Below are 23,326 nucleotides of genomic sequence, written 5' to 3'. Positions count from 1 at the left end.
CGGCTACCGCAGCAGGGCCTGCCCGGCCATGCCCCCGAGGAAGGCGGCGGCGAGACCGGCGACGACGCTGACGACGACGTTGGCCGCGGCGGACGGTTTCGCGCCCGTCTCGGCCAGCCGGAGGGTCTCGAAGGAGAACGTGGAGTAGGTGCTCAGCGTCGCGCACAGTCCGGGTCCGACCAGGTGCTGCAGCGCGGGCGGCACGGTCGTGGCCGCGGCGGCGCCGGTGAGGAAGCCGAGCACCGTGCAGGCGGCGACGTTCACCACGACGGTCCCCCAGGGGAAGACGCCGCCGTGCCGGGCCTGGACGGCACGGTCGACGAGATAGCGCAGGGGCGCGCCGACCGCCGCCCCCACGACCACCATCAGCCAGTTCACGCCTCGCCCTCCGTCCTCGTGGCCCGCGGCAGGGCGAGCAGCCGGGTGAGCCCGGCCCCGGCCCACACGGCGAACAGCGCGGCCACGAGCGTGGCGGCGAGATAGAGCAGGGCGGTTCCGGCGCGGTGGTCGCCGAACAGGGCGCGCGCGTCCACGGCGTAGGTGGAGAACGTGGTGTAGCCGCCCAGGACGCCCGTGCCGAGGAAGGGCCGCACCAGGGGGTGGGCGGTGGTGCGCTCGGTGATCAGCACCATGAGCACACCCATGGCGGCGCAGCCGGTGACGTTGATCCAGAACGTGGTCCACGGGAAGGCACCCGGGACGGTGGGCCACAGCAGGGTGGCGCCGTAGCGGGCGCAGGCGCCGAGGACGCCGCCGGCCGTGACGGCGGCGAGGATCTCGGCCTGCCGCCGCCCGGGACTCGGGGCGCGGCGCGGGGGCCAGGGATCGACGGCCGTGTCGGGGTCGACGGGCTGCGCCTGCCATCCGGGGGCCGGGGAGGTGTCGTCGGGGCGGTCGGGTCGCACGGCGTCCAGGCTCCTACCTGATCGGCTCGGACCGCGCGCGGGCACGCGGAGGGGTCAGGCAGGGACCGTTGGCGGCCGGCCCGGCCACGGTTGGCTCCGGCGGGCCCCACCGCCGCACTGCCCCCCGGGCAAGGGACGACAGCAGCCTCAGCCTACCGGCCCCTCCACGGACACCCGGTGGGCCCCCGGCCCGGCCGCCCGGCGGCACCCGGTCGACGCCCGCCCTGACCGCCCGGCGGCACCCGGTCGACGCCCGCCCTGACCGCCCGGCGGCACCCGGTCGAGGCCTGCCCGGGCAGTGCGGCCACTTGCCTGAGCGGGAGCGACCGGCGGCAAACGCCCTCGGGCGGCGAGGTCGGCCGGATGCCTAGCGTCCTCGGGTGCCGGGGCCGATCAGGGTGTTGTCGCTCGTGCGGCCCGTGGTGTGGTCCTCGACGTTGCGTGCGGTGGTCTCGGCGATCTGGCCCACGGCGTCCCGGGTGAAGTACGCCTGGTGCGAGGTGACCAGCACGTTGGGGAAGGTCATCAGCCGGGCGAGGCGTTCGTCGGTCATCACCTCCAGGGACTTGTCCAGGAAGAACACCCCGGCCTCCTCCTCGTACACGTCGAGGCCCACACCGGCGAGCCGCCCGGCGCGCAGGGTGGCCAGCAGGGCGTCCGTGTCGACCAGCCCGCCGCGGCTGGAGTTGACCAGGACGGCGTCCGCCTTCATCAGGTCCAGCATCGAGGCGTCCACCAGATGGTGCGTGTCCGGCAGCAGCGGCACGTGCAGGCTGACCAGGTCGGACTCGGCGAACAGCCGCTCGCGCGGGACGTACTTCATGCCGAGCGCCAGGCACTCGGGGTTCTCGGCGACGTCCCAGCCCAGCAGGCGCATCCCGAAGCCGTGCGCGATGCGTGTGAACGCCGTGCCGATCTTGCCCGTGCCCACCACGCCCACGGTCCGGCCGTGGAGGTCCCGGCCGAGCAGGCCGTCGAGGCGGAAGTCGAACTCGCGCGTGCGGTGCGCGGCCCGCACGACGCGGCGGCCGACGGCCAGGGCCAGCGCCCAGGCGAACTCCGCGACCGAGTAGGGCGAGTAGTACGAGACCCGCGCGACGGTCAGGCCGAGTTCCCGGGCCACGTCCAGATCGATGTTGTTGTAGCCGGTGGCCCGCTGGGCGATCATCTCGACGCCGGCCCCGGCCAGGCTCCGCAGCACCTCGGCGTCCAGGACGTCGTTGACGCTGCTGAGGACGATCCGGTGACCCGCGGCGGTGGGCGCGGTGTCCCGGTCGAGGAACGGCTCCAGGCAGCGCAGTTCGTACCGGTCGCCGAACCTCCGGTCGAAGGCATCCCGCAGCAAAGGCCGCTCGTCGGTGAGGACTCCGTACGCGATGATCTTCACGTCCATTCCGCTCCCGCCTCGGTGACTCGTCCCGGCAACGACCCTAGGCGGCTCCCGGCGTTCCCGCCCGGGCCGTCCGGCCCCGCCCGCAGGGCCGGACGGCCCGGCTCCGCCTCCGTCCCTCCCTCCCGATCGGCCGCGCGCGGGGCCGACGCGTCGACCCGGGCCGGTCGGTCCCGACCGGGGACCTGCGGCCCCTCCACGCGGCCCACCCCTCGGCGCGATGCTGCGACTGGCGAGACGATGCTGCTGTGGCACGAGAAGCGTTCGTGCGGGAAGGCGGGAAGGCGGGGCGGGCGGCACGGGCAGAAGGGTGAAGACGATGGACCTGCCGATCGTCGTCGGCGTGGACGGCTCCGAGTCCAGCCTGCGGGCCGTGGACTGGGCGGCCGACGAGGCCGCGCTGCGCGAGGTCCCGCTGCACGTGCTGTACGCGTCCCTGTGGGAGCGCTATGAACAGGCCGTCTTCCCCACCGGTCCGCAACGGTCGGAGCGGATGCTCACCGACGTCCTCGTGGTGGCGGCGGCCAGACGCGCCCGCCGGCGCGTGCCCGGCATGAAGGTCACCACCGAGGTCGTGGCGGCGGGACCGGTCCCCGTGCTGCGCCGTGCGGCGAGCAAGGCCTCGGCCCTGGTCGTGGGCAACCGCGGGCGCGGCGGCGCCGGCGAGCTGCTGCTGGGCTCGGTCGGCCTGGCCGTGGCCGGGCGTGCCGACGGGCCGGTGGTCGTGGTGCGCGGCGACGCCGACGGGCAGGGCGGTGCGCCCGGGCCGGGCCGGCGCGTCGTCGTGGGCGTCCCGGGCGAACCGGACGCCACGCGGGCGGTGCGCTTCGCGTTCCGGGAAGCGGCCCGGCGCCGGGTGCCGCTGGAGGCCGTCCGCGCCTGGCACCGGCCGGCACCGGAGTCCACCGACTTCCCCCTGTTCACCGGCGAACCCGCCGACGCCTACCGGCAGCGCGCCGCCGAGACGCTGGAGGCCGTGCTGCGCGGCCCGGCCGAGGAGCACCCGGACGTCGAGGTGCACCGGCGGACCGTCGAGGGCCACGCCCGCACCGCGCTGCTGGACGCCTCGGCCGACGCCGCTCTCCTCGTCATCGGTGCCCGTCGCCCCCACGGACGCTTCGGCCTGCACATCGGCCGGGTCACCCACGGCGTCCTGCACCACGCCGAGTGTCCCGTGGCGGTCGTCCCCGAGCCGTGATGCCCCACGGCGGCGGACCCCCGGCGTCGTCGTCAGCCCCCGGTCTCGCCCGCGGCACGCGCGCTCACCGTGTCGGCGGCGCTCGCCGGCAGGCCCGGCAGGACCTCGAAGGCCCCGGCCACACCGGTGTTCCGGAACAGGCGCCGCAGGAAGGTCCCGCCACCGACCAGGCGCAGCCGGCCCCGGCGCGCGAGCACGCGGTTGCGGACCCGGCACAGGACGCCGAGCCCCGCGCAGTCGATGAAGGAGACGGCCCGCAGGTCCAGCACCAGGTCGGGGCACGGGCCGGCGGTCAGCAGATCGAGCCGGTCCCGCAGGGCCGGCGCCGTGAGCAGGTCCATCTCGCCGCGCACCGTCACGACGCGGGCCGCGCCCGTGGCCGGCCGGGGGGTGGACCTGCTGGTGGTCTCGGACATGGTCCGAGCAAAGCCTGCCGGCGGGGCGCGCGGTAGGGCCGGTCGGCCCATGTCGGGCAGGGCCGTAAGAACCCTTCCCGGCAGGCCCCCGCCCGACGGCCGCCCAGGGCCCGCCCGATGCCGCCCGGACCCCGCGGGCCGCCCGGGCCCGCCGGACGCCGCCCGGACCTCGTGGGCCGCCCGGGCCCGCCGGACGCCGCCCGGACCCCGCCGGCCGCACAGGGCCCTGCGGACCGGGACGGGGCCGTCCGGCCCAAGCGCGTCGCACCGATCCGCGCGAAGCTGGAACTGCGGCAGAACGGGGCAGATCGCCCGCGCCAGGAAGGTGGGAACGCCATGAAGGGCTACGTCTTCCACGGTCCCGGACAGTCCGCCTGGCAGGACGTCCCGGACCCGGCCGTCAAGGAGGCGACCGACGCGATCGTGCGGGTCGACGCCGTCACCATCTGCGGAACGGACCTACACATCCTCAAAGGCGACGTCCCGGAGGTACGCCCCGGCACGGTGCTCGGCCACGAGGCGGTCGGCGAGATCGTCGACGTCGGCGGTGACGTGCGCACCGTGCGTCCGGGGGACCGGGTCCTCGTCTCCTGCATCACCGCCTGCGGTCGCTGCCGCTTCTGCCGCGAGGGCATGTACGGCCAGTGCCGGGGCGGCGGAGGCTGGATCCTCGGCCACCTGATCGACGGCACCCAGGCCGAGTACGTCCGCGTGCCGTACGCCGACCTCTCCCTGCACCCGCTGCCCGCCTCCCTCGACAGCAGGGACGCCGTGCTGCTGGCCGACATCTTCCCCACCGCCTACGAGGTCGGCGTGCTCAACGGCCGCGTACGGCCCGGGGACACCGTCGCCGTCGTCGGGGCCGGGCCCATCGGCCTCGCGGCCGTCGCCACGGCCCGGCTGTTCGCGCCCGAGCGGATCATCGCCGTCGACGTGGCGGCACCGCGGCTGGAGGCCGCCCGGCGGCTCGGCGCGGACGCGGTGGCGGACGCCCGGGAGGAACCCGAGCAGCTGATCGCGGACCTGACCGACGGGCTCGGCGCGGACGTGACCGTCGAGGCGGTCGGCGTCCCGGAGACCTTCGAACTCTGCACGCGCATGGTGCGTCCCGGCGGGCACGTCGCCAACGTCGGCGTGCACGGAAAGCCCGCGACCCTGCACCTGGAAGACCTGTGGATCAAGAACGTCACCCTCACCACCGGGCTGGTGGACACCTACTCCACTCCCACCCTGCTCCGGATGGCGGCCGCCGGCCGCCTGCCCACCGGGCAGCTGGTCACCCACACCTTCCCGCCGAGCCGCATGGAGGAGGCGTACGACGTCTTCGCCCGGGCCGCCGACACCGGTGCGCTCAAGGTGGTGCTGGGCGAGGAGCGGCACGAGGACGTCGTCCCCTACCGGGCGGCGTGACGAGCGAGGACGTCGTCCCCTGTCGGGCGGCCTGACGAGAGGAAGGGGTGACGGGCCATGACCGAACGGGCCTCGTCGCATGCCGCAGGGGGCCGCACCCGGGGGGACCTCGGGCGGCGGATCGCCCAGCGGCGCACCGAACTCGGCCTGTCCCGGCAGGAGACGGCCACCCGCGCGGGCATGGCCCCGGCCTACCTGCAGTACCTGGAGGAGCGGCCGACGGCGGACCCGGGCGCGGGCACCCTGCTCCGGCTCGCCGGAGCGCTGAGGACCACGGTGTGGCACCTGACCGGCGGCGACACCGAACTGCCGCCCGGCCTCGGCCGCGCCGCCCGGACCCCCAGGTTCACGGAACTCACCGAGGCGGAGTGCCGCTCCCTGCTCGCCACGCACGGAGTGGGGCGCCTCGCCGTGCCCGCGGACACCGGGCCGCTCGTCGTGCCGGTCAACTACCAGGTCGCCGAGGGCGCGATCGTCTACCGCACCGAGCCGGGCACGACGCCCGCCCAGGCGGACGGCCACCAGGTCGCCTTCGAGGTCGACCGCATCGACGAGGCGTTCAGCGAGGGCTGGAGCGTGCTGGTGCGCGGCCCCGCGCGAGCCGTGACCGACCCGGACGAGGCGGCCCGGCTCGACGAGCAGGCCTTCACCACGCCCTGGGCGGGTGGCCCGCGCGACCTGTGGCTGCGCATCGAGCCGGTCACCGTCACCGGGCGCCGGATCACGGTCTGAGCGACGGCGCGGACGCCGCCGCGACGGCCGGTCGCCGGATCCCGGGGCGGTGTCCCGCGCTGACCGGGCCGCACGGGAGGCGCCGTCCGGCCCTGGCGGCGCAGACTGGAAGCACTCCCGTGAGCGGGGAGGCGCGATGAGGCAGACGCCACGCAGGAAAGCGGCCCCGGTGCGGCTGTGGCGGTGGCGGAGCAATCCGCTCCGCCGGCGCAGCGACCGCGTCGAGGCCTGGATCGTGCTCGCCGGCTGGGTCCTCGCCGTGCTGTGCGGGGCCGTCGCCGCCCTCGCGGCGGCCACGGCGGTCGACGGCTCCCTCTCCGCACAGCGCGCCCAGACCCGTGCCGTGCCCGCCGTGCTCACCGAGCGGGCGCCCAGGACCCCGCAGGTGACGACGGACGGCTCGGGCGGTGACACGGTGTGGGCGACGGTGCGCTGGACGGCACCGGACGGCTCGCCGCACACCGGACGGACCGAGGTCGAGCCCGACGCCGCGGCGGGAACCCGGGTGACCGTGTGGACCGACCGCGCCGGCCGGCTGGCCGCAGCGCCCCTCAGTCCCACGGAGTCGAGGTTCCAGGCCGTGGGCACCGGGGTCCTCGCCGGGGCCGGCGCCGGGGCGGCCGTCTGGGCGTGCGGGCGGCTGGCGCGTCTGCGGCTGGACCGGCGGCGCCTGCAGCGGTGGGACGCGGAGTGGGCACGGGTCGGGCCGCAGTGGAGGAAACGGATGACGGGCTGACCTCCCGCCGCCACGCCCCGGCGCCGGGCGGGGCCGGGAGGGTCCGGGCCGGGCAGGACGGCGGGGCTCGCTCAGATCCGGCTCCCGCTGCCGTACGGGGCGTACAGGTCGAGCAGCCGGACCTGTGAGGCGTGCAGCCGGTCGGCGATCACCCGGCCGACCCACTCCGCGACGGCACGGCCGAACTCGGCGTCCCGGGCGCACATCGCCCGCACGATCTCCGCGTCGAACTCCCAGGCCCGCACCGGGCTCGCCGCCTGCGCGCCCAGATGCCACACGTACGGCGCGAAATACCACGACCAGCCGACCAGTTCGCCGTGTCCCAGGGACTCGACGGCAGCGGCCCGCCGGCCCGGCACCCGCAGGTCGAGCACGACCGTCCCGGTGCGCACGATCCAGAACCGGTCGGCGCGCCGGCCTTCCTCGAACAGGCGGGTGTCCGCGTCGAAGGACACCTCGCGTGCGACGCGCATCAGCCGCTCGCGGTGCGCGGCGGTGAGACCCGCGGTCAGGTTGGTGGTGGTGGTCATGGCTCCGTCTCCCTTCCGCCGCCCGCCGCGCCGGGCGGCGCGTGCGGGGTGTGCCCGCGGCCTCCCCGGGATGCCCGGGCCGGGTCCGCTGACTTCAGCGTGGGCCCGGCGCCCACCGCGCACCAAGGGCCGAACGGCCCCGGCCAGGGGCCGACCGCCCCTCGCGCGCCGCCGCCCCGGGTGCGACGGTGGGAGTGGATCCAAGCACGTGAATCCGAGGACATGGATCCGGGAACTGCCCGAGCACGAGGCGGTGGGAACGATGACGACGGAACTGCCCTTGGTCGTGGGCGTCGACGGTTCGGACGGCAGCCTGCCGGCGGTCGACTGGGCGGTGGACGAGGCCGCCCGGCACGGACTCGCGCTGCGGCTCGTCCACGGCTCCCTCTGGGAGCGCTACGAGGGACTCGCCCCGTCCGTCGGACTGGCCCGCCCCACGGGGCGTCTGATGGCCGACCACATCGTCGCCTCCGCGGCGGAACGCGCCGGTCGGCGCAACCCCGACGTGAAGGTGACCACCGACGTGCTGCTCGCCGACGCGGCGGACGCCCTCCTGCACGAGGGCAACAACGCCGCCGCCCTGGTCACCGGCTCGCGCGGACGCGGCGAGCTGAAGGGGCTGCTGCTCGGCTCGGTCGGGCTGGCCGTCGCGGCCCGGGCGCACTGCCCCGTGATCGTGGTGCGCGGCGACCGCGCCGGTCTGGCCGGCACCCACGAGCGGATCCTGCTCGGCGCCGGCGGCCCCGACACCGGCGCGGAAGCGGTGCGCTTCGCCTTCCACGAGGCCGAGGCCCGCGGCTGCGTCCTGGACGTCGTCCGCGCCTGGCGCTGCCCCGCGCGCGAAGCCGTCGACGGGGACCCGCTCGCCGAGGCACCCGGACGCGAGCACGCGGAGCGGGCCCGCACCGAACTCGACGCGCTGCTGCGCGACGCCGCGGCCCGGCACCCCGGTGTCCGGGTGCACCGCACGACGCCGGAGGGCCCGGCGGCCAAGGTGCTCGTGCACCGTTCGGCCGCGGCCGACCTGGTGATCGTCGGGGCCCGGCGCCGGCAGGGCCACTTCGGGCTCCAGCTCGGCAGGGTGGCCCACATCCTGCTGCACCACGCCGAGTGCCCGGTCGCCGTCGTTCCGCAGCGCGTCTAGGAGGATACGGCCCGTGACGGACCGGATCTGGGAGTACGAGGGGTACCTGCCCGCCGAGGAGCGGCTGCGGGAGTCGCTGTGCACGCTGGGCAACGGCTGCTTCGCCACCCGGGGCGCGCTGCCCGAGTGCGCGGCCGACGACGTCCACTACCCGGGCACCTACGCGGCCGGCTGCTACAACCGGCTGGTGTCCGAGGTCGCCGGACGCCGCGTGGAGAACGAGGACCTCGTCAACCTGCCCGACTGGCTGCCCCTGCGCTTCCGGATCCCGGGCGGGGAGTGGCTCTCCCCGGACACGGCGACCGTGCTGGACCACCGGCAGACCCTCCACCTCGACGAGGGCCTGCTGGAGCGGCGCACCCGCTACGCCCTCGGCGCCGGGCGGGTCCTCGCGGTACGGCAGTGGCGGCTGGTGCACATGGCCGACCCCCATCTCGCGGCACTGCGCAGCGAGTTCACCGCCGAGGGCTTCTCCGGTGAGCTGGACGTCGAGGCCGCTCTCGACGGGACGGTGAGCAACGCGGGGGTGCCGCGCTACCGCGATCTGGACGGCCGCCACCTCACCCATGTGCACACCGGGACCGCCGGGCCGGACACGGTGTGGCTGCGCTGCCGTACCCGCACGTCGGACATCCGGATCGGCATGGCCGCCCGGCTGACCGCCGCGCAGCCCGTCGCGGACCTCCACGAACCCGCGCGCGCCGTCCAGCGCCTCACCGTGCCGCTCGCCCCCGGGCACTCCGCCACCGTCGACAAGACCATCGCCCTGCACACCTCGCACGACCCGGCGATCAGCGACCCGCTGCAGGCCGCCGTCGACCGGGTCGGCGCGGCACCCGCGTTCGACCGGCTGCTCGCCTCCCACCGCACCGCCTGGGCCCAGCTGTGGCGCCGTGCCGAACTGGACGTGCCGGGGGAGCCCGGTCACATCCTGCGCCTGCACCTCTTCCACGTGCTGCAGACGCTCTCCCCGCACACCGCCGAACTCGACGTGGGCGTACCGGCCCGGGGACTGCACGGCGAGGCCTACCGCGGGCACGTCTTCTGGGACGAGCTGTTCGTCCTGCCGTACCTCAACCTGCACTTCCCCGAGGTGTCCCGGGCCCTGCTCCGCTACCGCCACCGGCGACTGGAGCGGGCGTGCGCGGCGGCCCGGGCCATCGGCCGGCGCGGCGCGCTGTATCCGTGGCAGAGCGGCAGCGACGGACGCGAGGAGACCCAGCAGCTGCACCTCAACCCCCGCTCGGGCCGCTGGCTGCCCGACCACACGCATCTGCAGCACCACGTCGGCTCGGCGATCGCGTACAACGTCTGGCAGTACTGCGAAGCCGGGGGCGACGCGGAGTTCCTGCACACCAAGGGCGCCGAGATGCTGCTGCAGATCGCGCGCTTCTGGGCCGACTCGGCCACCTGGGACGCGACCCTGGGACGCCACCGCATCCGCGGGGTCGTCGGCCCCGACGAGTACCACGAGGCCTACCCGGACGCCGAACGGCCGGGCCTGGACGACAACGCCTACACCAACGTCACGGCGGCCTGGGTGCTCACCCGCGCCCTGGACGTGCTGCGCACCCTGCCCGAGCCCCGCCGCCGCGAACTCGTGGAGCGCATCGCCCTGGAGGCCGGCGAACCGGACCACTGGGAGGACGTCTCCCGCACCCTGCACGTGCCCTTCCACGACGGGGTCATCAGCCAGTTCGAGGGCTACGGCGACCTCGTGGAACTCGACTGGGGCGACTACCGCAAGCGCTACGACGACATCCGCCGCCTCGACCGGATCCTGGAGGCCGAGGGCGACACCGTCAACCGCTACAAGGCGTCCAAACAGGCCGACGTGCTGATGCTCGGCTACCTCTTCTCACCGGCCGAACTGCGGAAACTCTTCCGGCGCCTGGGCTACCGGCTGGACGAGGAGACCTGGGAGCGCACCGTCGACCACTACCTGGCCCGCACCAGCCACGGCTCGACCCTCAGCGGCCTGGTCCACGGCTGGGTCCTGGCCCGGTGCCGGCGGGCCGAGGCGTGGACATTCTGCCAGGAGGCCCTGCGCGGCGACATCGCCGACCTCCAGGGCGGCACCACCGGCGAGGGCATCCACCTGGGCGCGATGGCCGGCACCCTCGACCTGGTCCAGCGGGGACTGACCGGCCTGGAGACCCGCGCCGGGGCCCTGTGGCTGGACCCGGTGCCGCTGCCGGAGCTGTCGTCGTACGGGGTCTCCATCGCCTACCAGGGCCACTGGGGCATCCGGCTGCGCCTCACGCACGGACAACTGGAGATCGCCGTACCGCCGTCCGACCTGCCGCCCATCGACGTCGAACTGCCCGACCGGGCGATCGGCGTCCAGGCGGGGGAGACGGCCCGGCTCCTCCTCACGGACGGCCACGAGGGATGACCCGGCCCGCCTGCCGGTCCCCGGGTTCCGGCGAGCGGCCGGTCCGACCGCGAGCCGCTCGACCACGCGGAGGTCCGGCTCAGAGCGCGGTGCCCGTCTCCTCGGCCAGGGTCCGCAGGAGACGGTCCTGGAACGCCCGGTCGTGGACCGCGGCGTGTGGTTCCCGCCGCTCGCCGTGGTACCAGTAGCCGCCGGTCGACAGGGCCGCGGGCTCGTCGCTCACCGCCAGCCACTCCTGGGTGCGGTGACCGAGTTCGAGGTCGTCCGGCGCGCCGGGACCGCCCATCTTCGTCGGCACCCAGCCGGGATCCACCGCGTTGCTCGGCACGCCGGGACGCAGCCGGGCCACGGCGGCCGCGAGAGCCGTGACGAACAGCTTGCTGTCGGCGTACGAACCCGCGCTCCCGCCCCGCCAGTCCACCCCGTCCAGGACGGGACGCCCGCCGTAGTGTGAGCCGCTGCTCAGGTACACCAGCCGGCCCACCCCGCGCAGCAGGGCCGTGAGCAGATACGGGGCGATGACGTTCACCGGCATGACCGCCGGCCCCCGCCACACCCCGGCGTTGTGGATGACCGCGTCCAGCGGGGGCGCCTCGTCGAGCTCGCCGGCGATCCGCCGTACGGCCTCCCGGTCGGTGAAGTCGCCGACGACGAGCCGCGCCCCCCGCTCGACGAGCGCGTCCAGCTCCTTCGCGCGCTCCCGGTTCCGGGCGTGCACCACCACGTCGTGCCCGGCCGCCAGCAGCGTGTCCGCCGCCGCCCGGCCGAGCCCGTCCGCGGAACCGGTCACCAGGATCCGACGCACGATCACACCACCCCTCCGAGGCCTGGACTCCTTCCCACTGTGCACCACCGTCCGGCACGGCCGGTCAGCGGGTGAGCACCCCGGCGGCCAGGGAACTCACCCCGGCACCGCACGCGAGGACCGCGCACGCGGCCGCCGCGTGCCGGCGGAGCAGCACGCGCCGCAGGGCGGCGTAGCGGTTCTCGTACTCCTCGCGCAGCTCCTCGGCGCGGCGGACCGTGCTCAGCAGCAGCCGGCGGGTGACGTCCAGCCGCAGCCGGACGTAGTGGCCGGTGAGCTCCTCGGCCTGAGCCGTGGTCAGCCACGGCAGCCGCGCCCGCAGCTCCGCGGCCTCGCGGCGGATCTGCTCGTGATGGGCGTGCGCCAGCAGGTAGCCCTCGGCCTCCGCGGCCAGTACGCCGGGCCGTTCCCCGTCCAGCGCGTCGTGGCCGCCGGGCGTCACGGCCGGTCGCCCTTGTGCCCCTCGGCGTCCACCACGTCACGCCGCCCGGTGTTCTCCGCCTCGTCCAGGACGGCCACGTCCGGATGGCGCAGGTCGAACGCGGGGGACTCGGAGCGGATCTTGGGCAGGGTGAGGAAGTTGTGCCGGGGCGGCGGGCAGGAGGTGGCCCACTCCAGGGACCGCCCGTACCCCCAGGGGTCGTCGACCTCGACCCGCTCGCCCTTCTGCGCGGTGCGCCACACGTTGTACAGGAAGGGCAGGGTCGACAGGCCGAGGAGGAAGGCGCCGATCGAGGAGACGGTGTTGAGGGCGGTGAAGCCGTCGGCGGCCAGATAGTCGGCGTAGCGGCGGGGCATGCCCTCGGCGCCCAGCCAGTGCTGCACCAGGAACGTGGTGTGGAAGCCGACGAACAGCGTCCAGAAGTGCACCTTCTCCAGGCGCTCGTTCAGCATGGTGCCGGTCATCTTCGGCCACCAGAAGCTGAATCCGCCGAACATCGTGAAGACGATCGTGCCGAAGAGCACGTAGTGGAAGTGGGCGACGACGAAGTAGCTGTCGGTGACGTGCCAGTCGAGCGGCGGGGAGCCGAGGATGACGCCGGTCAGACCGCCGAAGAGGAAGGTGACCAGGAAGCCGGCCGCCCACAGCATGGGTGGCTCGAACGACAGCGAGCCCTTCCACATGGTGCCGATCCAGTTGAAGAACTTCACGCCTGTCGGCACCGCGATCAGATACGTCATGAACGCGAAGAACGGCAGCAGCACCGCGCCCGTGGCGAACATGTGGTGCGCCCACACCGTCACCGACAGCCCGGCGATGGCGATGGTGGCACCGATCAGACCCGTGTAACCGAAGATCGGCTTGCGCGCGAAGACGGGGATGATCTCGCTGATCACGCCGAAGAACGGCAGCGCCAGGATGTAGACCTCGGGGTGGCCGAAGAACCAGAACAGGTGCTGCCAGAGGATCGCGCCGCCGTTCTCGGGGTTGAACACCTGGGCGCCGAACCGCCGGTCCGCCTCCAGCACCAGCAGGGCCGCGGCCAGGACCGGGAAGGCCAGCAGCACCAGTACCGAGGTGAGCAGCACGTTCCAGGTGAAGATCGGCATCCGGAACATCGTCATGCCTGGGGCGCGCATGCAGATGATCGTGGTGATGAAGTTGACCGAGCCGAGGATGGTGCCGAAGCCGGACAGCGCCAGCCCCATGATCCACAGGTCCCCGCCGACGTAGGTGGTGCGCTCGCCGCCGCTGAGCGGGGTGTAGGCGGTCCAGCCGAAGTCGGCCGCGCCCTGCGGGGTGAGGAAGCTGCCCAGCACGATCAGGCCGCCCAGCAGGAACAGCCAGTACGAGAGCATGTTCAGCCGCGGGAACGCCACGTCGGGTGAGCCGATCTGCAACGGCATGACCGCGTTGGCGAAGCCCGCGAAGGTGGGCGTCGCGAACAGCAGCAGCATGATCGTGCCGTGCATCGTGAATGCCTGGTTGTACTGCTCGCTGGAGAGGATCTGCAGACCCGGCCGGGCCAGCTCCGCCCTGATCGCCATCGCCAGCGCACCGGCGATCAGGAAGAACAGGAACGACGTGATCAGGTACAGATGCCCGATCTTCTTGTGGTCGGTGGTCGTCACCCAGGAGACGATGACCTTGCCCCGGCCGCGGCGCTCCGCCGCGGGTACTGGCGCAACCGGTTCAGTGTGTGTCGCCATCAGTCCCTCGATCGGCAGCAGCGGTTTTCTCGCCGGGCGCTGCGGGGAGTGCCCGGCGCGCAGGAACCTAGCTCCGCCGGTTCGGCCGATCACCGTGCGTCGCGGCTCGATGGGCTGAATGACCCCCTGAATCATCCATGGAGGGGCTGCGTGGCCTGTCATGGTTTGTCCCGGACCGGCCGCGGCACTCGGTACTCTCACCGGTGTGACCCGACCCGGCCCCAGGGGCGGGCGGAACAGAGGGTGATCCGATGACGACGATCGGCGTGGAAGAGGAATACCTGCTGGTCGACCCGGTCACGGGCCTGCCGGTGCCGCACGCGGACAAGGTGCGCGCCGCGGCGGGCCTGGGGCGTCTCGTGGCGGACCAGGAGGTGCAGTACGAGCTGCTCCAGGCGCAGGTCGAGGTGGCCACCCCGGTGTGCGCCACACTGGAGGAGGCCGGCGGACATCTGCTGCGCCTGCGGCACGCCGTCGGTGTGGCCGCCGAGGAGCACGGCTGCCGGATCGCCGTCTGCGGCACCCCGCCGGTGCGCCACGGCCGCCCCGTGGCCGTCACGGACCAGGCCCGGTACCGGGCCATGGTCACGCAGGCACCGCAGCTGGTGGCGGAACAGCTCGTCAACGGCACGCACGTGCATGTCGGCGTGCCCGACCGGGAGGCCGGCGTGCAGGTCCTGAACCGGCTGCGGCCCTGGCTGCCCGCGCTGACGGCCATGTCGGCCAACTCCCCGCTGTGGGACGGCCACGACACCGGCTTCGCCAGCTGGCGCACCGTGATCTTCAGCCGCTGGCCGGTCAGCGGGATCCCGCCGTACTTCCAGGACGCCGAGGACTACGACCGGCGCACCGCGCGCCTGCAGCAGGCGGGCCTGATCACCGACACCGGCCAGCTCTACTGGCAGGCCCGCCTGTCCTCCACCTATCCGACCGTCGAGGTGCGGTGCCTGGACGTCCAGCTGCGGGCGGACGAGGCGGTCCTGCTCGCCGCCGTCATCCGGTCCCTGGTGGAGACCGCCCTGGCCGAGGCGGCGGACGGCGTACCCGCCCCCGACCTCCCCCCGGAACTGCTCCAGGCCGCCATGTGGCACGCCGCCCGGCACGGTCTCGAGGACACCCTGATCGGCCAGGACGGCACACCGCAGCGCGCCGGCGACATGCTGTACGAGCTCCTGCGGTACGTCGGTCCCACCCTGGACGCCGCGGGGGACACCCGGCAGGTGACGTCCTTGGTGCACCGGCTGCTGCAGAACGGCACCGGCGCGGACCGGCAGCGCGCCGCGCTCGCCCACGGGGGCCTGCGCGCGGTCACCGAGCTGATCAGCGCCCAGAGCACCATGCCCTGACGGAACGCCCCGGGAACCTGCTCAGGCCGCGGCGGCGTAGGCGGCGGCCACGGCGGTGTCGGTCCGGGCGTGCACGACCAGCCGGGTGCCGGCGGTGTCGGCGTTCGCCTCCAGCACGCGGCGGGTGGGCGCGCTGGCGGTGGCCACCGACATCAGCATGCCCAGCCGGCTGCACAGGCGATGGACGCGCAGGACGACGCTGACGGCTGCGCCCTGGGTGGCCGGCTCGTCCAGGACGACGACCACGGGGGCGGGCCGGTAGGCCTCGACCAGCGCGCTGATCTGCGTCAGGAGCGAGGCACGCCCCCCGATGCCGGGGTCTTCGTGGACCGTGATGACGAGTACTCCGTGGTCGAGCGAATGCGACAGCAACACGGCCCTCGCGCCTCCGTTTCCTCCTTCGGCGGGTCGTTCCACCATGGAAGTACCCGGAGCAGGCCCCCTGAAGCATCAGTATCGCCCCGGTATGCGGAATCCGCTCGGCCGGCGGTCCCGGGCCCGGTTCCGTGCCGGACGCCGTTTCGCGGGTAGCCGTGCAGTGCGGCGCAACGGACGGGACGGAGGTGGGTGATGGAGCGCGGTGGAGAGGGCGGACGGCGCATGCTCGCCGACTTGCTGGCGGCCAGCCACCTCATGCCCGTCGAACTGCTCCCGGCCAAGGCGAACGCGTGCGCCCGCGCCGCCTCCTTCCGCCGGGTGCTGATCTACCTCGCCGATCTGCGGCGCCGGACGCTGTGCCTCCTGCCGGGGAGGAAGCGGCCGAGGAGGGCCACGAGAGGGAGCTGCCCATCGAGGGGACGGTGGCCGGGCGGGCCTTCCAGTACGGCGACGTGCTGCCCGCCGCGCCCCCGGGCCGTGACGTGTTCGAGTGGTGGGTGCCGCTGCTGGACGGCACGGAACGCATCGGCCTGCTGCGGGTGAGCGCCGAGCGCAACGACGCCGAGGCCCGCTACGACATGGAGTCGCTGGCGGCGCTCGTCTCGCTCATCGTGGTCAGCAAGCGGAGCACCAGCGACGCGCTGGCCAAGCTGACGCGCGCCCGGCCGATGAGCGTGGCCGCCGAGATGCAGTGGAACCTCCTGCCGCCCAGGACCTACGCGGACGGACGGGTGACCATCTCCGCGGCGCTGGAACCGGCCTACGACATCAGCGGCGACGTCTTCGAGTACGCCGTCGACGGACCCCTCGTCCACTTGACGATCTTCGACGCCATGGGCCACGACACCGCCGCCGGCCTGTCCGGAGCGCTCGCGCTGGGGGCGTGCCGCAACGCCCGCCGCCAGGGCGCCGGCCTCCTCGCCAAGGCGGAGGCCGTCGAGGCCGCCCTGGTCGAGCAGTACGGCCACCGGCGTTACGTCACCGGCATCCTGGCGACCCTCGACACCCGCAACGGGGCCCTGACATGGGTCAACCGCGGCCACCATCCGCCGATCGTCATCCGGGACAACCGCTGGACCACCCACCTCAAGTGCCGCCCGGCCCACCCCATGGGCACCGAACTCGGCCTGCCCGGCACCGTCTGCCAGGAGCACCTCCAGCCCGGCGACCGCGTCGTGCTGTACACCGACGGCATCACCGAGGCGCGCAGCGCCGGCGGCCGGGAGTTCGGACTGGACCGCTTCGCCGACTTCCTGATCCGGCACCACGCCGACGGGCTGCCCGTGCCCGAGACGCTGCGCCGTCTGATCCGGGCCGTCCTCGACTACCACGACGGAGAGCTGCAGGACGACGCCACGGTCCTGATGTGCGAATGGATCGGCCCGCATCTGGAGCCGGCAGCCACGGCGGCGAAGCTGACCGGCCTGTCGTCCCACGAGCCCCACGAGGAGGACCAGACCCGCCCCGGCAGGCTGCGCGTTCCAGGCGCCGCTCAGACCGGGAGGACGAACGGCGGATGTGAGCCGTTGAGGAAGTAGTCCCCGACGTCCCGCAGCCGGTGCGTCACGGGCTCGTACAGCGTGTGGGTCCGGGCGTTGCGCCAGAAGCGGTCGAAGCCCAGCCGCGCGGACGCCGAGCGGGCGCCGATGATGTCCAGGGCGCGGGCGGTGGACTCCTGCACGGCCCGGGACGCGGCGGCCTCGGCCATGGCGACGAGGACGGAGGTCTCCGCGTACTCCTCGTAGGAGAGGTCCTCACCGCGGGTCAGCCCGGCGTGCACGGCGTCCCGCGCCTGGTCGGCGAGGGCGGACGCCGAGCGGGTCAGCACGGTGAGCTCCCCGTACGCGGTCAGCACCTGCGGGTCCCGGGGCGAGCCGGCCGGCCAGTCGGGGTGCCAGGGCGCGCGGCCGGCCCTGCTGTACTCGCGGGCCTCGGCGAGCACCCCCTCGGCCATGCCCAGCCGGAGCTGCACCGACAGCAGCCGCCCCACCGGCGACACCAGACCGGTCCGCGGCGACAGGACGTCCTCGTCCGCGGTCAGGGACCCCAGGACGTCGTCGGCGGTGACCGGCACGGCGTCGAACTCCACGCTGCCACCGGCCGCGAGCCGCTGTCCGAAGGGATCGGCGTCACCGTCGACCGCCACGCCCTGCCGGGCCGGATCGACCACCACGGCGAACGGCTCGCCGGTGTCCGCCCGCACGGCCCGCACGGCGAGCCGGTCGGCGACCAGCACCCCCGCCGCGTAGCTCTGACGGCCGTTCAGCACCCTGCCCTGCGCGGTCCTGACGAGGGTCAGGGCCGGTTCCTGACGCGCCAGGCCACCGCCCCAGCACCACTGCTCCGCGGCGGTCCGCCGCTCCAGCTCGTCCGCGCGGGCCGGGTCGGTGAAGAACCGGGCGCTCCACGACACGAAGTAGTGACAGCCGAGGAGTTGGCCGATCGCGCCGTCGGCCGTCGCGATCTCCCGGACCACCGCGTAGGCGGTCGGCCAGTCCGCTCCGCCGCCGCCGAGTCCGGCCGGTACGAGCAGGGCCAGCAGCCCCGACTCGCGCAGCCGGGCCACCTCGTCGAACGGCGGTTTGCCCGCCTGGTCCCTGGCCACCGCGTCCGTGGCCAGGTCCTCCGCCGTCTCACGGGCCACCCGCAGCCAGTGGGCCGGACCGGGCCCGGCCGGTTCGGACTCCACGTCGGGTCCGGACAGCGCGGGGGCAGCGCCCATGACAGGGGTCTCCTCAACTTCGGTGACACGGTGGGGGGTCGGGGCTCACCGGCAGCGCGTACAGCGGAAAGATGTGTGGGCCATGCGCATCATCCTGCGCAGGGCCGTCAGACGCCGTCAATACTTTCCTAGTAATTCGATAGGGAACGTAGGGAAAGCCGATGCCCGGGTGGCCGAAAACCTCAACGCCGTACGGACGAAGGCGACCTCCCGGTGCCCCCTCGCGGTCAGCCCCTGACCGCAAGGCCTGGGACGGTGGCCGGGCAGGCAGCCGTTCCCGCGTCCCGGGGCCGGCGCACGATCCGAAGGCACAGGTGTACCGATGACCGTTCTCGACGCCCGGGCGCTCAACCGCGCCACCCTCGCCCGGCAGTTGCTCCTCGACCGCGCCGAGCTGCCGGTCCTCGACGCCGTCGCCCACCTCGGCGGGCTCCAGGCCCAGGAGCCGCAGGAGCCGTTCACCGGGCTCTGGTCGCGGCTGCGGGCCTTCGACCCGGCGGCCCTGTCGGAGCTGCTGACCGGGCGTCGCGTGGTGCGGGCCCACCTGATGCGCCGCACGGTCCATCTCGTCACCGCGGGCGACCTCCTGGCCTGGCGGGCCCGTCACGACGACATGCTGCGCCGGCGGGTGCTGGGGGTGTACCGCCGGGAACTCGAAGGGGTCGACCTCGGCGCACTCGCGGCGGCCGGCCGGGAGGTCATGGCCGACGGCGAGCCCCGCTCGATGTCCGGCCTCGCCCGGGCCGTCGCCGACCGCTGGCCGGCGGTGGGACCGCGGCCGCTGGGCGAGATGCTGGCCGCGGGTCTCCTCCCGACGGTGCAACTGCCCCCACGCGGGGTGTGGCGGACCAGGGCGGGCGCCCGGTACGGACTGGTCGCCACCTGGCTCGGACGCGACATCGACCCGCTGGACCCGGACCCCTCCGACCCCGTCGGACAGACCCTGCTGCGGCGCTACCTCGCCGCCTACGGCCCCGCCGCCTCGGCCGACCTGCGCGCCTGGTGCGGTCTGACCGGCCTCCCTGCGGCGGTCTCCGCCCTGCGCGGGGAACTGGTCCGCTTCCGCGACGAGCGCGGCCGTGAGCTGCTCGACCTCCCCGGCGCGCCGCGCCCGGACCCCGATACCCCCGCCCCGGTGCGGTTCCTGCCCGCCTTCGACAACGCCGTCCTCGGCTACCACGACCGGAGCCGGATCATCGACGACGCCCATCGCGGCCTGTCCGTCGCCGGGGCCCGCTTCGTCCTGGTCGACGGCCGGGTCGCCGCGACCTGGACCGTCGAGACCGACACCGTCCTGATCACCCCGCTGCGCCGCCTCACCCGCGCCGACCGGGCCGCCGTCGCCGAGGAAGGAGGGGCGCTGGCGTCCTTCCTCGGCAGCGGCGACGCCGGCCGGGTGCGCATCGCCCCGTCCCCCGGGTGACGCCGTCGCCGGTCACCGGCTGATACGCCGGCGGACCCGCGGGTACCCAGAGGGCGCCGCGGGCGTGCCATCCGGACGCGACCGCACGGAACAGCGAGGAGCCCGGCATGGGACGCGAGCAGCCGCGGACGGACCGCGCCGGACTCCTGCGGGAGACGGCCGCCGAGGTGTTCGGCTGGGACACCCTCCTGCCGGAACAGCTCACCGCCATGGAATGGGTGCTCGACGGGCAGGACACCCTCGTCGTCATGCCCACCGGCTCCGGAAAGTCCGCCGTCTACCAGGTGCCCGCCGTGCTGCTGTCCGGGCCGGTCGTGGTCGTGTCGCCGCTGCTCGCCCTGCAGCGCGACCAGATCGCGGGGCTGCCGGACGGCGACCGCGCGCCGGGTGCCGTCGCGGTCAACTCCGACCTCGGCGCGGCCGCGACCGAGGAGGCCTGGGACGCGGTGCGCGGCGGTGCGGCCCGGCTGCTGTACCTGTCGCCCGAGCAACTGGCCAAGGACGACGTGGTGGAGCGGCTGGCCGCGCTGCGCCCCGCCCTGTTCGTCGTCGACGAGGCCCAGTGCGTGTCCTCCTGGGGCCACGACTTCCGGCCCGACTACCTGCGCCTGGAGCAGGCCGTCCGGCGTGTGGGCGGACCGCCCGTCCTGGCCCTGACCGCCACCGCCGCCGCGCCCGTGCGCCGGGACATCGCCGAACGCCTCGGAATGCGCCGGCCACGACTGCTGGTGACCGGCTTCGACCGGCCGAACATCGCCCTCAGCGTCCGCCGCTTCCTCGACGACGACGAGCGGCGCCTCGCGGTCGTCGAACGGGCCGCCGCCGAGCCCAAACCGGGCATCGTCTACGCCGGCACGCGCAAGGACACCGAGCACTACGCCCGGGAACTGGCCGCCCTGGGGCTGTCCGCCGAGGCGTACCACGCCGGACTGCGCGCCTGCGAACGCGAGCGGATCCACGACGCCTTCCTCTCCGGCACCGCCGACGTGGTGGTGGCGACCTCGGCGTTCGGCATGGGCATCGACAAGGAGGACGTACGGTTCGTCCTGCACGCGTCGCTGCCCGGTTCCCTCGACGCCTACTACCAGGAGATCGGCCGCTGCGGCCGGGACGGCCGGCCGGCCCTCGCCGTGCTGCACCACCGGTCCGAGGACACCGGCATGCGGTCGTACTTCGCGGGACGCGCCCCCGGTCCCGAGACCCTGACGGACGTGGCGCGGGCCGTGCACGAGCACCGCTCGGACCCGGCCGACCTCGACGGACTGCGCGAGGACACCGGCCTGTCCCGGAACCGGGTCACCGCGGCGGTGAACCTGCTGGAGGAGGCCGACGCCGTCGCCACGGGCGAGGAGGGCGAGGTGCGCCCCGCCGACGGCATGGCCCCGCAGGAGGCCGCCGAGGAGGCCGCGCGCACCGCCCGGGCACACCGCCGCACCGAGCGGACCCGGGTCGAGATGGCCCGGGCCTACGCCGAGACCACCGGCTGCCGGCGGCGTTTCCTGCTGGGCTACTTCGGCGAGGACCACCCGGGCCGGTGCGGCAACTGCGACCTGTGCGACGGACGGCTGCAGCAGGATGACGACGAGGAGAGGCCCGCGCACCCGGCCGCCGCGGAATACCCCGTCGGCACCGAGGTACGGCACGAGCAGTGGGGCGACGGGACCGTGCTCAGCGAGGACCAGGACCGCATCACGGTGTTCTTCGGGCAGGCCGGCTATCGCACGCTGGCCCTGGAGGCGGTGGCCGGCCACGACGACCTGCTGTCCGTGCTGCGCAGGCCCGGCGAGGACCGGTGGGCCGGCTGAGCCACCGGCGTCTCGGCGTTCCGCAGCCGACGGGCCCGTGCGCCGGTGCCGGGAGCACACTGGAAGGGTGCTGCCGGTGCTCAGCGAGGGGGTGTCGGCCGATGACAGCGTCCGAGCGCACGACCGTGCGGTGGTGGCGGTGGCGGCGCAACGCCCTGAAGCGCCGCGTCGACGTCGTCGAGGCCTGGGTCGTGCTCGCCGGGTGGGTGTGCGCGCTGCTCGGCGGGGCGGCCGGCGGGCTGTCGGCGGCGGCCGCGGTCGACCGGGCCGTCGAACGTCAGCGCGCGGAGAGCCGTCGGGTCTCCGCGGTCCTCGTCGAGGACGCCCCCGGCCCCTCACCGGCCCGGGCGGCGAGCGATCAGCGCGTCTGGGGCACGGTGCGGTGGACCGCGCCGGACGGCTCGGCACACCGGAACGAGGCGCGCGTCCCGCCGAGAGCTCCCGCCGGAAGCACGATCCCCGTCTGGGTGGACCGGCGCGGTGACCTGACCACGGCACCGGTGTCGGACGGCGAGGCCTGGCTCCACACCGCCCTGGGCGGCACCCTGGCCGGCTCCTTCGCGGCCGGGACCCTGCTGGGGGCCGCCTGGCTGACCCGGCTCTGCCTCGACCGTCACCGGATGGCCGCGTGGGACGCGGAATGGGAACGCCTCGACACCCGCCGCGGATGGAAGACGGGCTGACCCGGGCGAACGGCGACTCGGCCCCGCCACCGGATGGCGGGTCAGTCCCGCCCGAGTATCGCGGCGGCCGCCTCCACGCCCTCGCGGGTTCCGATCACGATGAGGACGTCACCGCCGGCGAGCCGGAAGTCCGGGGCGGGGGAGGGGATCGCCTCGGCCCGGCGCAGCACCGCGACGACGGAGGCGCCGGTCTCGGTGCGGATCCGGGACTCGCCCAGCAGCCGCCCGTTCCAGTGCGAGGAGCCGGGCAGTTCGATCCGCTCGGCCACGAGCCCCAGGTCGGTGGTGGACAGCAGGTTCGGTGTGTGGTGAGCGGGCATCAGCGCGTCGATGAGGGTGGCCGCCTCCTCAGCGGTGAGCCGCACGGAGAGGTCGCAGGCGTCCGGATCGTCCTCGCGGTAGGCGCTGACCGTCCGTAGGCCGTCGCGGTGGGCGACCACCGACAGGCGGCGGTGCTCCCGGGTCGTCAGGTCGTAGCGGACGCCGATGCCGGGCAACGGCGTACTGCTGAGGCGGGGCGCGCTCATGACTGTCCCCTTCGGTCGGCGTGCGCGTGCCGGCGGACTCGGCTGCGTGGGGCCGTGCGGACCGGCGTCCGGATCCGGCCCGTGGGGCTCATCGTAGGCGGCCGCGCGGGCGGGGTCTCGTCCGTGTGTGCTATCCGGAGCGCTGCGGGGACGGCGATCCGGACGGGTGGGGAGTGGCCGTGGGCAGGCCCACGGTGGCGCCCTCGACCTGCCGCACGGTGCCGTCTCCGGGCCGGTCGCCCGCGCCGGGGCTGGTGGCCAGCCGGGACCAGGCGCCGAGGGCGAGGGCCACCGCGGCGGCGGTGGCGACGACCCGTCCCACGCGCCGGGCCCTGGCCCGTCGGTCCAGGTCCCGCCAGGCCACCCGGACCCACAGCTCCTCGGGCTGCCACAGGTCGCCGACGGTCTGCGCGGGCTGGGGCTGCCGGCCGCTGGCCCGTTCCCTCGCGGAGGGTTCCCTGGGGGCGGAGGAGCGTATGGCGGACTCGCTGTCCGTGAGGAAGCGCAGCCACACCTCGTCCGGCACCGGGGAGACGCCGTCCGGCTCGCCGGGCGTTCCCCGCCCGCCCGGTCCTGCGGTGGTCACGTCCCGTCCTCCCCTCTCCGGCCCTCGCGACCGATCCCGTGTCG

General features: G+C 74.7%; 23 protein-coding genes. 11 read left to right on the top strand and 12 right to left on the bottom strand.

All coding sequences use genetic code 11. The features are described 5' to 3' along the window. Window positions 1-3: 3 nt before the first annotated feature. The 3 genes from CHR28_RS03390 to CHR28_RS03375 all read right to left on the bottom strand — a co-directional run bounded on the left by CHR28_RS03390 (window position 4) and on the right by CHR28_RS03375 (window position 2,292). Window positions 4-378 carry a fluoride efflux transporter FluC gene (locus tag CHR28_RS03390; RefSeq protein ID WP_094051915.1) on the bottom strand — a complete coding sequence of 125 codons (375 nt, stop codon included), beginning with the start codon at window positions 376-378 and terminating at the stop codon, window positions 4-6. After that, on the bottom strand, window positions 375-905 hold the full coding sequence (gene crcB / locus CHR28_RS03385) for a fluoride efflux transporter CrcB (protein WP_094051914.1): 531 nt from the start codon (window positions 903-905) through the stop codon (window positions 375-377). The genes CHR28_RS03390 and crcB overlap by 4 nt, the downstream gene beginning before the upstream one ends. Window positions 906-1,272: 367 nt before the next feature. Continuing rightward, window positions 1,273-2,292, bottom strand: a complete 1,020-nt coding sequence (locus CHR28_RS03375; RefSeq protein ID WP_094052135.1) for a 2-hydroxyacid dehydrogenase — start codon at window positions 2,290-2,292, stop codon at window positions 1,273-1,275. Between the two features lie 322 nt (window positions 2,293-2,614). Between CHR28_RS03375 and CHR28_RS03370 the strand changes: the two genes are divergently transcribed. After that, entirely contained in the window at window positions 2,615-3,493 is an 879-nt protein-coding gene (locus tag CHR28_RS03370; RefSeq protein WP_094052134.1) for a universal stress protein, read from the top strand. A 32-nt stretch (window positions 3,494-3,525) separates the two neighbouring features. On the opposite strand, the gene CHR28_RS03365 is transcribed toward CHR28_RS03370, so the two are convergent. Then, window positions 3,526-3,909 (bottom strand): STAS domain-containing protein, encoded by a 384-nt coding sequence (locus CHR28_RS03365; RefSeq protein ID WP_094051912.1) that lies wholly within the window; start codon window positions 3,907-3,909, stop codon window positions 3,526-3,528. 336 nt (window positions 3,910-4,245) lie between these two features. Here CHR28_RS03365 and CHR28_RS03360 point away from each other — a divergent pair, with 336 nt between their 5' ends. The 3 genes from CHR28_RS03360 to CHR28_RS03350 all read left to right on the top strand — a co-directional run bounded on the left by CHR28_RS03360 (window position 4,246) and on the right by CHR28_RS03350 (window position 6,787). Beyond that, window positions 4,246-5,319: a zinc-dependent alcohol dehydrogenase family protein gene (locus CHR28_RS03360; protein ID WP_094051911.1), complete on the top strand. Its 1,074-nt coding sequence runs from the start codon at window positions 4,246-4,248 to the stop codon at window positions 5,317-5,319. A 57-nt stretch (window positions 5,320-5,376) separates the two neighbouring features. After that, window positions 5,377-6,051, top strand: a complete 675-nt coding sequence (locus CHR28_RS03355) for a helix-turn-helix domain-containing protein (RefSeq protein WP_094051910.1) — start codon at window positions 5,377-5,379, stop codon at window positions 6,049-6,051. A gap of 136 nt (window positions 6,052-6,187) precedes the next feature. Further along, a complete protein-coding gene (locus tag CHR28_RS03350) occupies window positions 6,188-6,787 on the top strand; it encodes an Rv1733c family protein (protein WP_094051909.1) in 600 nt (199 codons plus the stop codon). Between the two features lie 71 nt (window positions 6,788-6,858). Here CHR28_RS03350 and CHR28_RS03345 read toward each other — a convergent pair whose 3' ends face one another. Next, entirely contained in the window at window positions 6,859-7,317 is a 459-nt protein-coding gene (locus CHR28_RS03345) for a Crp/Fnr family transcriptional regulator (RefSeq protein WP_094051908.1), read from the bottom strand. Window positions 7,318-7,579: 262 nt separating this feature from the next. On the opposite strand from CHR28_RS03345, the gene CHR28_RS03340 reads away from it, so the two are divergent. Further along, a complete protein-coding gene (locus CHR28_RS03340; RefSeq protein ID WP_094051907.1) occupies window positions 7,580-8,461 on the top strand; it encodes a universal stress protein in 882 nt (293 codons plus the stop codon). Between the two features lie 13 nt (window positions 8,462-8,474). Beyond that, window positions 8,475-10,856: a glycoside hydrolase family 65 protein gene (locus CHR28_RS03335; RefSeq protein WP_094051906.1), complete on the top strand. Its 2,382-nt coding sequence runs from the start codon at window positions 8,475-8,477 to the stop codon at window positions 10,854-10,856. A gap of 79 nt (window positions 10,857-10,935) precedes the next feature. Here CHR28_RS03335 and CHR28_RS03330 read toward each other — a convergent pair whose 3' ends face one another. The 3 genes from CHR28_RS03330 to ctaD form a co-directional block, all read right to left on the bottom strand. Continuing rightward, the gene (locus CHR28_RS03330) at window positions 10,936-11,661 is read right to left on the bottom strand and encodes an SDR family NAD(P)-dependent oxidoreductase (RefSeq protein WP_094052132.1); all 726 of its coding nucleotides are present in this window, start codon (window positions 11,659-11,661) and stop codon (window positions 10,936-10,938) included. A gap of 64 nt (window positions 11,662-11,725) precedes the next feature. Then, window positions 11,726-12,103: a hypothetical protein gene (locus CHR28_RS03325; protein WP_256984103.1), complete on the bottom strand. Its 378-nt coding sequence runs from the start codon at window positions 12,101-12,103 to the stop codon at window positions 11,726-11,728. Continuing rightward, entirely contained in the window at window positions 12,100-13,812 is a 1,713-nt protein-coding gene (gene ctaD, locus CHR28_RS03320; protein WP_179272303.1) for an aa3-type cytochrome oxidase subunit I, read from the bottom strand. Before ctaD ends, CHR28_RS03325 begins: the two co-directional genes overlap by 4 nt. A 251-nt stretch (window positions 13,813-14,063) precedes the next feature. Between ctaD and CHR28_RS03315 the strand changes: the two genes are divergently transcribed. Beyond that, window positions 14,064-15,158, top strand: coding sequence for a carboxylate-amine ligase (locus CHR28_RS03315; protein WP_094051904.1), 1,095 nt, complete (start codon window positions 14,064-14,066; stop codon window positions 15,156-15,158). Between the two features lie 21 nt (window positions 15,159-15,179). On the opposite strand, the gene CHR28_RS03310 is transcribed toward CHR28_RS03315, so the two are convergent. Next, the gene (locus CHR28_RS03310) at window positions 15,180-15,530 is read right to left on the bottom strand and encodes a hypothetical protein (protein WP_094052131.1); all 351 of its coding nucleotides are present in this window, start codon (window positions 15,528-15,530) and stop codon (window positions 15,180-15,182) included. 362 nt (window positions 15,531-15,892) lie between these two features. On the opposite strand from CHR28_RS03310, the gene CHR28_RS03305 reads away from it, so the two are divergent. Further along, window positions 15,893-17,074, top strand: coding sequence for a PP2C family protein-serine/threonine phosphatase (locus tag CHR28_RS03305; protein ID WP_256984102.1), 1,182 nt, complete (start codon window positions 15,893-15,895; stop codon window positions 17,072-17,074). On the opposite strand, the gene CHR28_RS03300 is transcribed toward CHR28_RS03305, so the two are convergent. Then, window positions 17,029-18,258 (bottom strand): acyl-CoA dehydrogenase family protein, encoded by a 1,230-nt coding sequence (locus tag CHR28_RS03300; protein ID WP_094051903.1) that lies wholly within the window; start codon window positions 18,256-18,258, stop codon window positions 17,029-17,031. The genes CHR28_RS03305 and CHR28_RS03300 overlap by 46 nt on opposite strands. 322 nt (window positions 18,259-18,580) lie before the next feature. Between CHR28_RS03300 and CHR28_RS03295 the strand changes: the two genes are divergently transcribed. The 3 genes from CHR28_RS03295 to CHR28_RS03285 all read left to right on the top strand — a co-directional run bounded on the left by CHR28_RS03295 (window position 18,581) and on the right by CHR28_RS03285 (window position 22,169). Beyond that, window positions 18,581-19,681, top strand: a complete 1,101-nt coding sequence (locus CHR28_RS03295) for a winged helix DNA-binding domain-containing protein (protein ID WP_094051902.1) — start codon at window positions 18,581-18,583, stop codon at window positions 19,679-19,681. 107 nt (window positions 19,682-19,788) lie between these two features. Then, entirely contained in the window at window positions 19,789-21,486 is a 1,698-nt protein-coding gene (locus CHR28_RS03290) for a RecQ family ATP-dependent DNA helicase (protein ID WP_094051901.1), read from the top strand. Between the two features lie 101 nt (window positions 21,487-21,587). Next, the gene (locus CHR28_RS03285) at window positions 21,588-22,169 is read left to right on the top strand and encodes an Rv1733c family protein (protein ID WP_094051900.1); all 582 of its coding nucleotides are present in this window, start codon (window positions 21,588-21,590) and stop codon (window positions 22,167-22,169) included. A gap of 41 nt (window positions 22,170-22,210) precedes the next feature. Here the strand turns inward: CHR28_RS03285 and CHR28_RS03280 are convergent, their stop codons facing one another. Then, window positions 22,211-22,696 (bottom strand): cation:proton antiporter regulatory subunit, encoded by a 486-nt coding sequence (locus tag CHR28_RS03280; protein ID WP_094051899.1) that lies wholly within the window; start codon window positions 22,694-22,696, stop codon window positions 22,211-22,213. A gap of 130 nt (window positions 22,697-22,826) precedes the next feature. Beyond that, the gene (locus CHR28_RS03275; protein ID WP_094051898.1) at window positions 22,827-23,282 is read right to left on the bottom strand and encodes a hypothetical protein; all 456 of its coding nucleotides are present in this window, start codon (window positions 23,280-23,282) and stop codon (window positions 22,827-22,829) included. Window positions 23,283-23,326: the final 44 nt, after the last annotated feature.

Source organism: Streptomyces sp. XY006 (assembly GCF_002237655.1).
GTDB classification, from domain to species: Bacteria; Actinomycetota; Actinomycetes; order Streptomycetales; family Streptomycetaceae; genus Streptomyces; species Streptomyces levis.
The sequence above is the reverse complement of the archived record's forward strand: the minus strand, read 5'-3'. Positions and strand labels throughout refer to the sequence as shown.

Excerpts from the sequence above, each read along its gene's own strand:
- CHR28_RS03365 (WP_094051912.1), bottom strand. The coding sequence starts at position 3,909 with ATGTCCGAGACCACCAGCAGGTCCACCCCCCGGCCGGCCACGGGCGCG.
- CHR28_RS03280 (WP_094051899.1), bottom strand. The coding sequence starts at position 22,696 with ATGAGCGCGCCCCGCCTCAGCAGTACGCCGTTGCCCGGCATCGGCGTC.
- CHR28_RS03355 (WP_094051910.1), top strand. The coding sequence starts at position 5,377 with ATGACCGAACGGGCCTCGTCGCATGCCGCAGGGGGCCGCACCCGGGGG.
- CHR28_RS03370 (WP_094052134.1), top strand. The coding sequence starts at position 2,615 with ATGGACCTGCCGATCGTCGTCGGCGTGGACGGCTCCGAGTCCAGCCTG.
- CHR28_RS03300 (WP_094051903.1), bottom strand. The coding sequence starts at position 18,258 with ATGGGCGCTGCCCCCGCGCTGTCCGGACCCGACGTGGAGTCCGAACCG.
- CHR28_RS03360 (WP_094051911.1), top strand. The coding sequence starts at position 4,246 with ATGAAGGGCTACGTCTTCCACGGTCCCGGACAGTCCGCCTGGCAGGAC.
- CHR28_RS03340 (WP_094051907.1), top strand. The coding sequence starts at position 7,580 with ATGACGACGGAACTGCCCTTGGTCGTGGGCGTCGACGGTTCGGACGGC.
- ctaD (WP_179272303.1), bottom strand. The coding sequence starts at position 13,812 with ATGGCGACACACACTGAACCGGTTGCGCCAGTACCCGCGGCGGAGCGC.
- CHR28_RS03350 (WP_094051909.1), top strand. The coding sequence starts at position 6,188 with ATGAGGCAGACGCCACGCAGGAAAGCGGCCCCGGTGCGGCTGTGGCGG.
- CHR28_RS03285 (WP_094051900.1), top strand. The coding sequence starts at position 21,588 with ATGACAGCGTCCGAGCGCACGACCGTGCGGTGGTGGCGGTGGCGGCGC.
- CHR28_RS03315 (WP_094051904.1), top strand. The coding sequence starts at position 14,064 with ATGACGACGATCGGCGTGGAAGAGGAATACCTGCTGGTCGACCCGGTC.
- CHR28_RS03290 (WP_094051901.1), top strand. The coding sequence starts at position 19,789 with ATGGGACGCGAGCAGCCGCGGACGGACCGCGCCGGACTCCTGCGGGAG.
- CHR28_RS03295 (WP_094051902.1), top strand. The coding sequence starts at position 18,581 with ATGACCGTTCTCGACGCCCGGGCGCTCAACCGCGCCACCCTCGCCCGG.
- CHR28_RS03345 (WP_094051908.1), bottom strand. The coding sequence starts at position 7,317 with ATGACCACCACCACCAACCTGACCGCGGGTCTCACCGCCGCGCACCGC.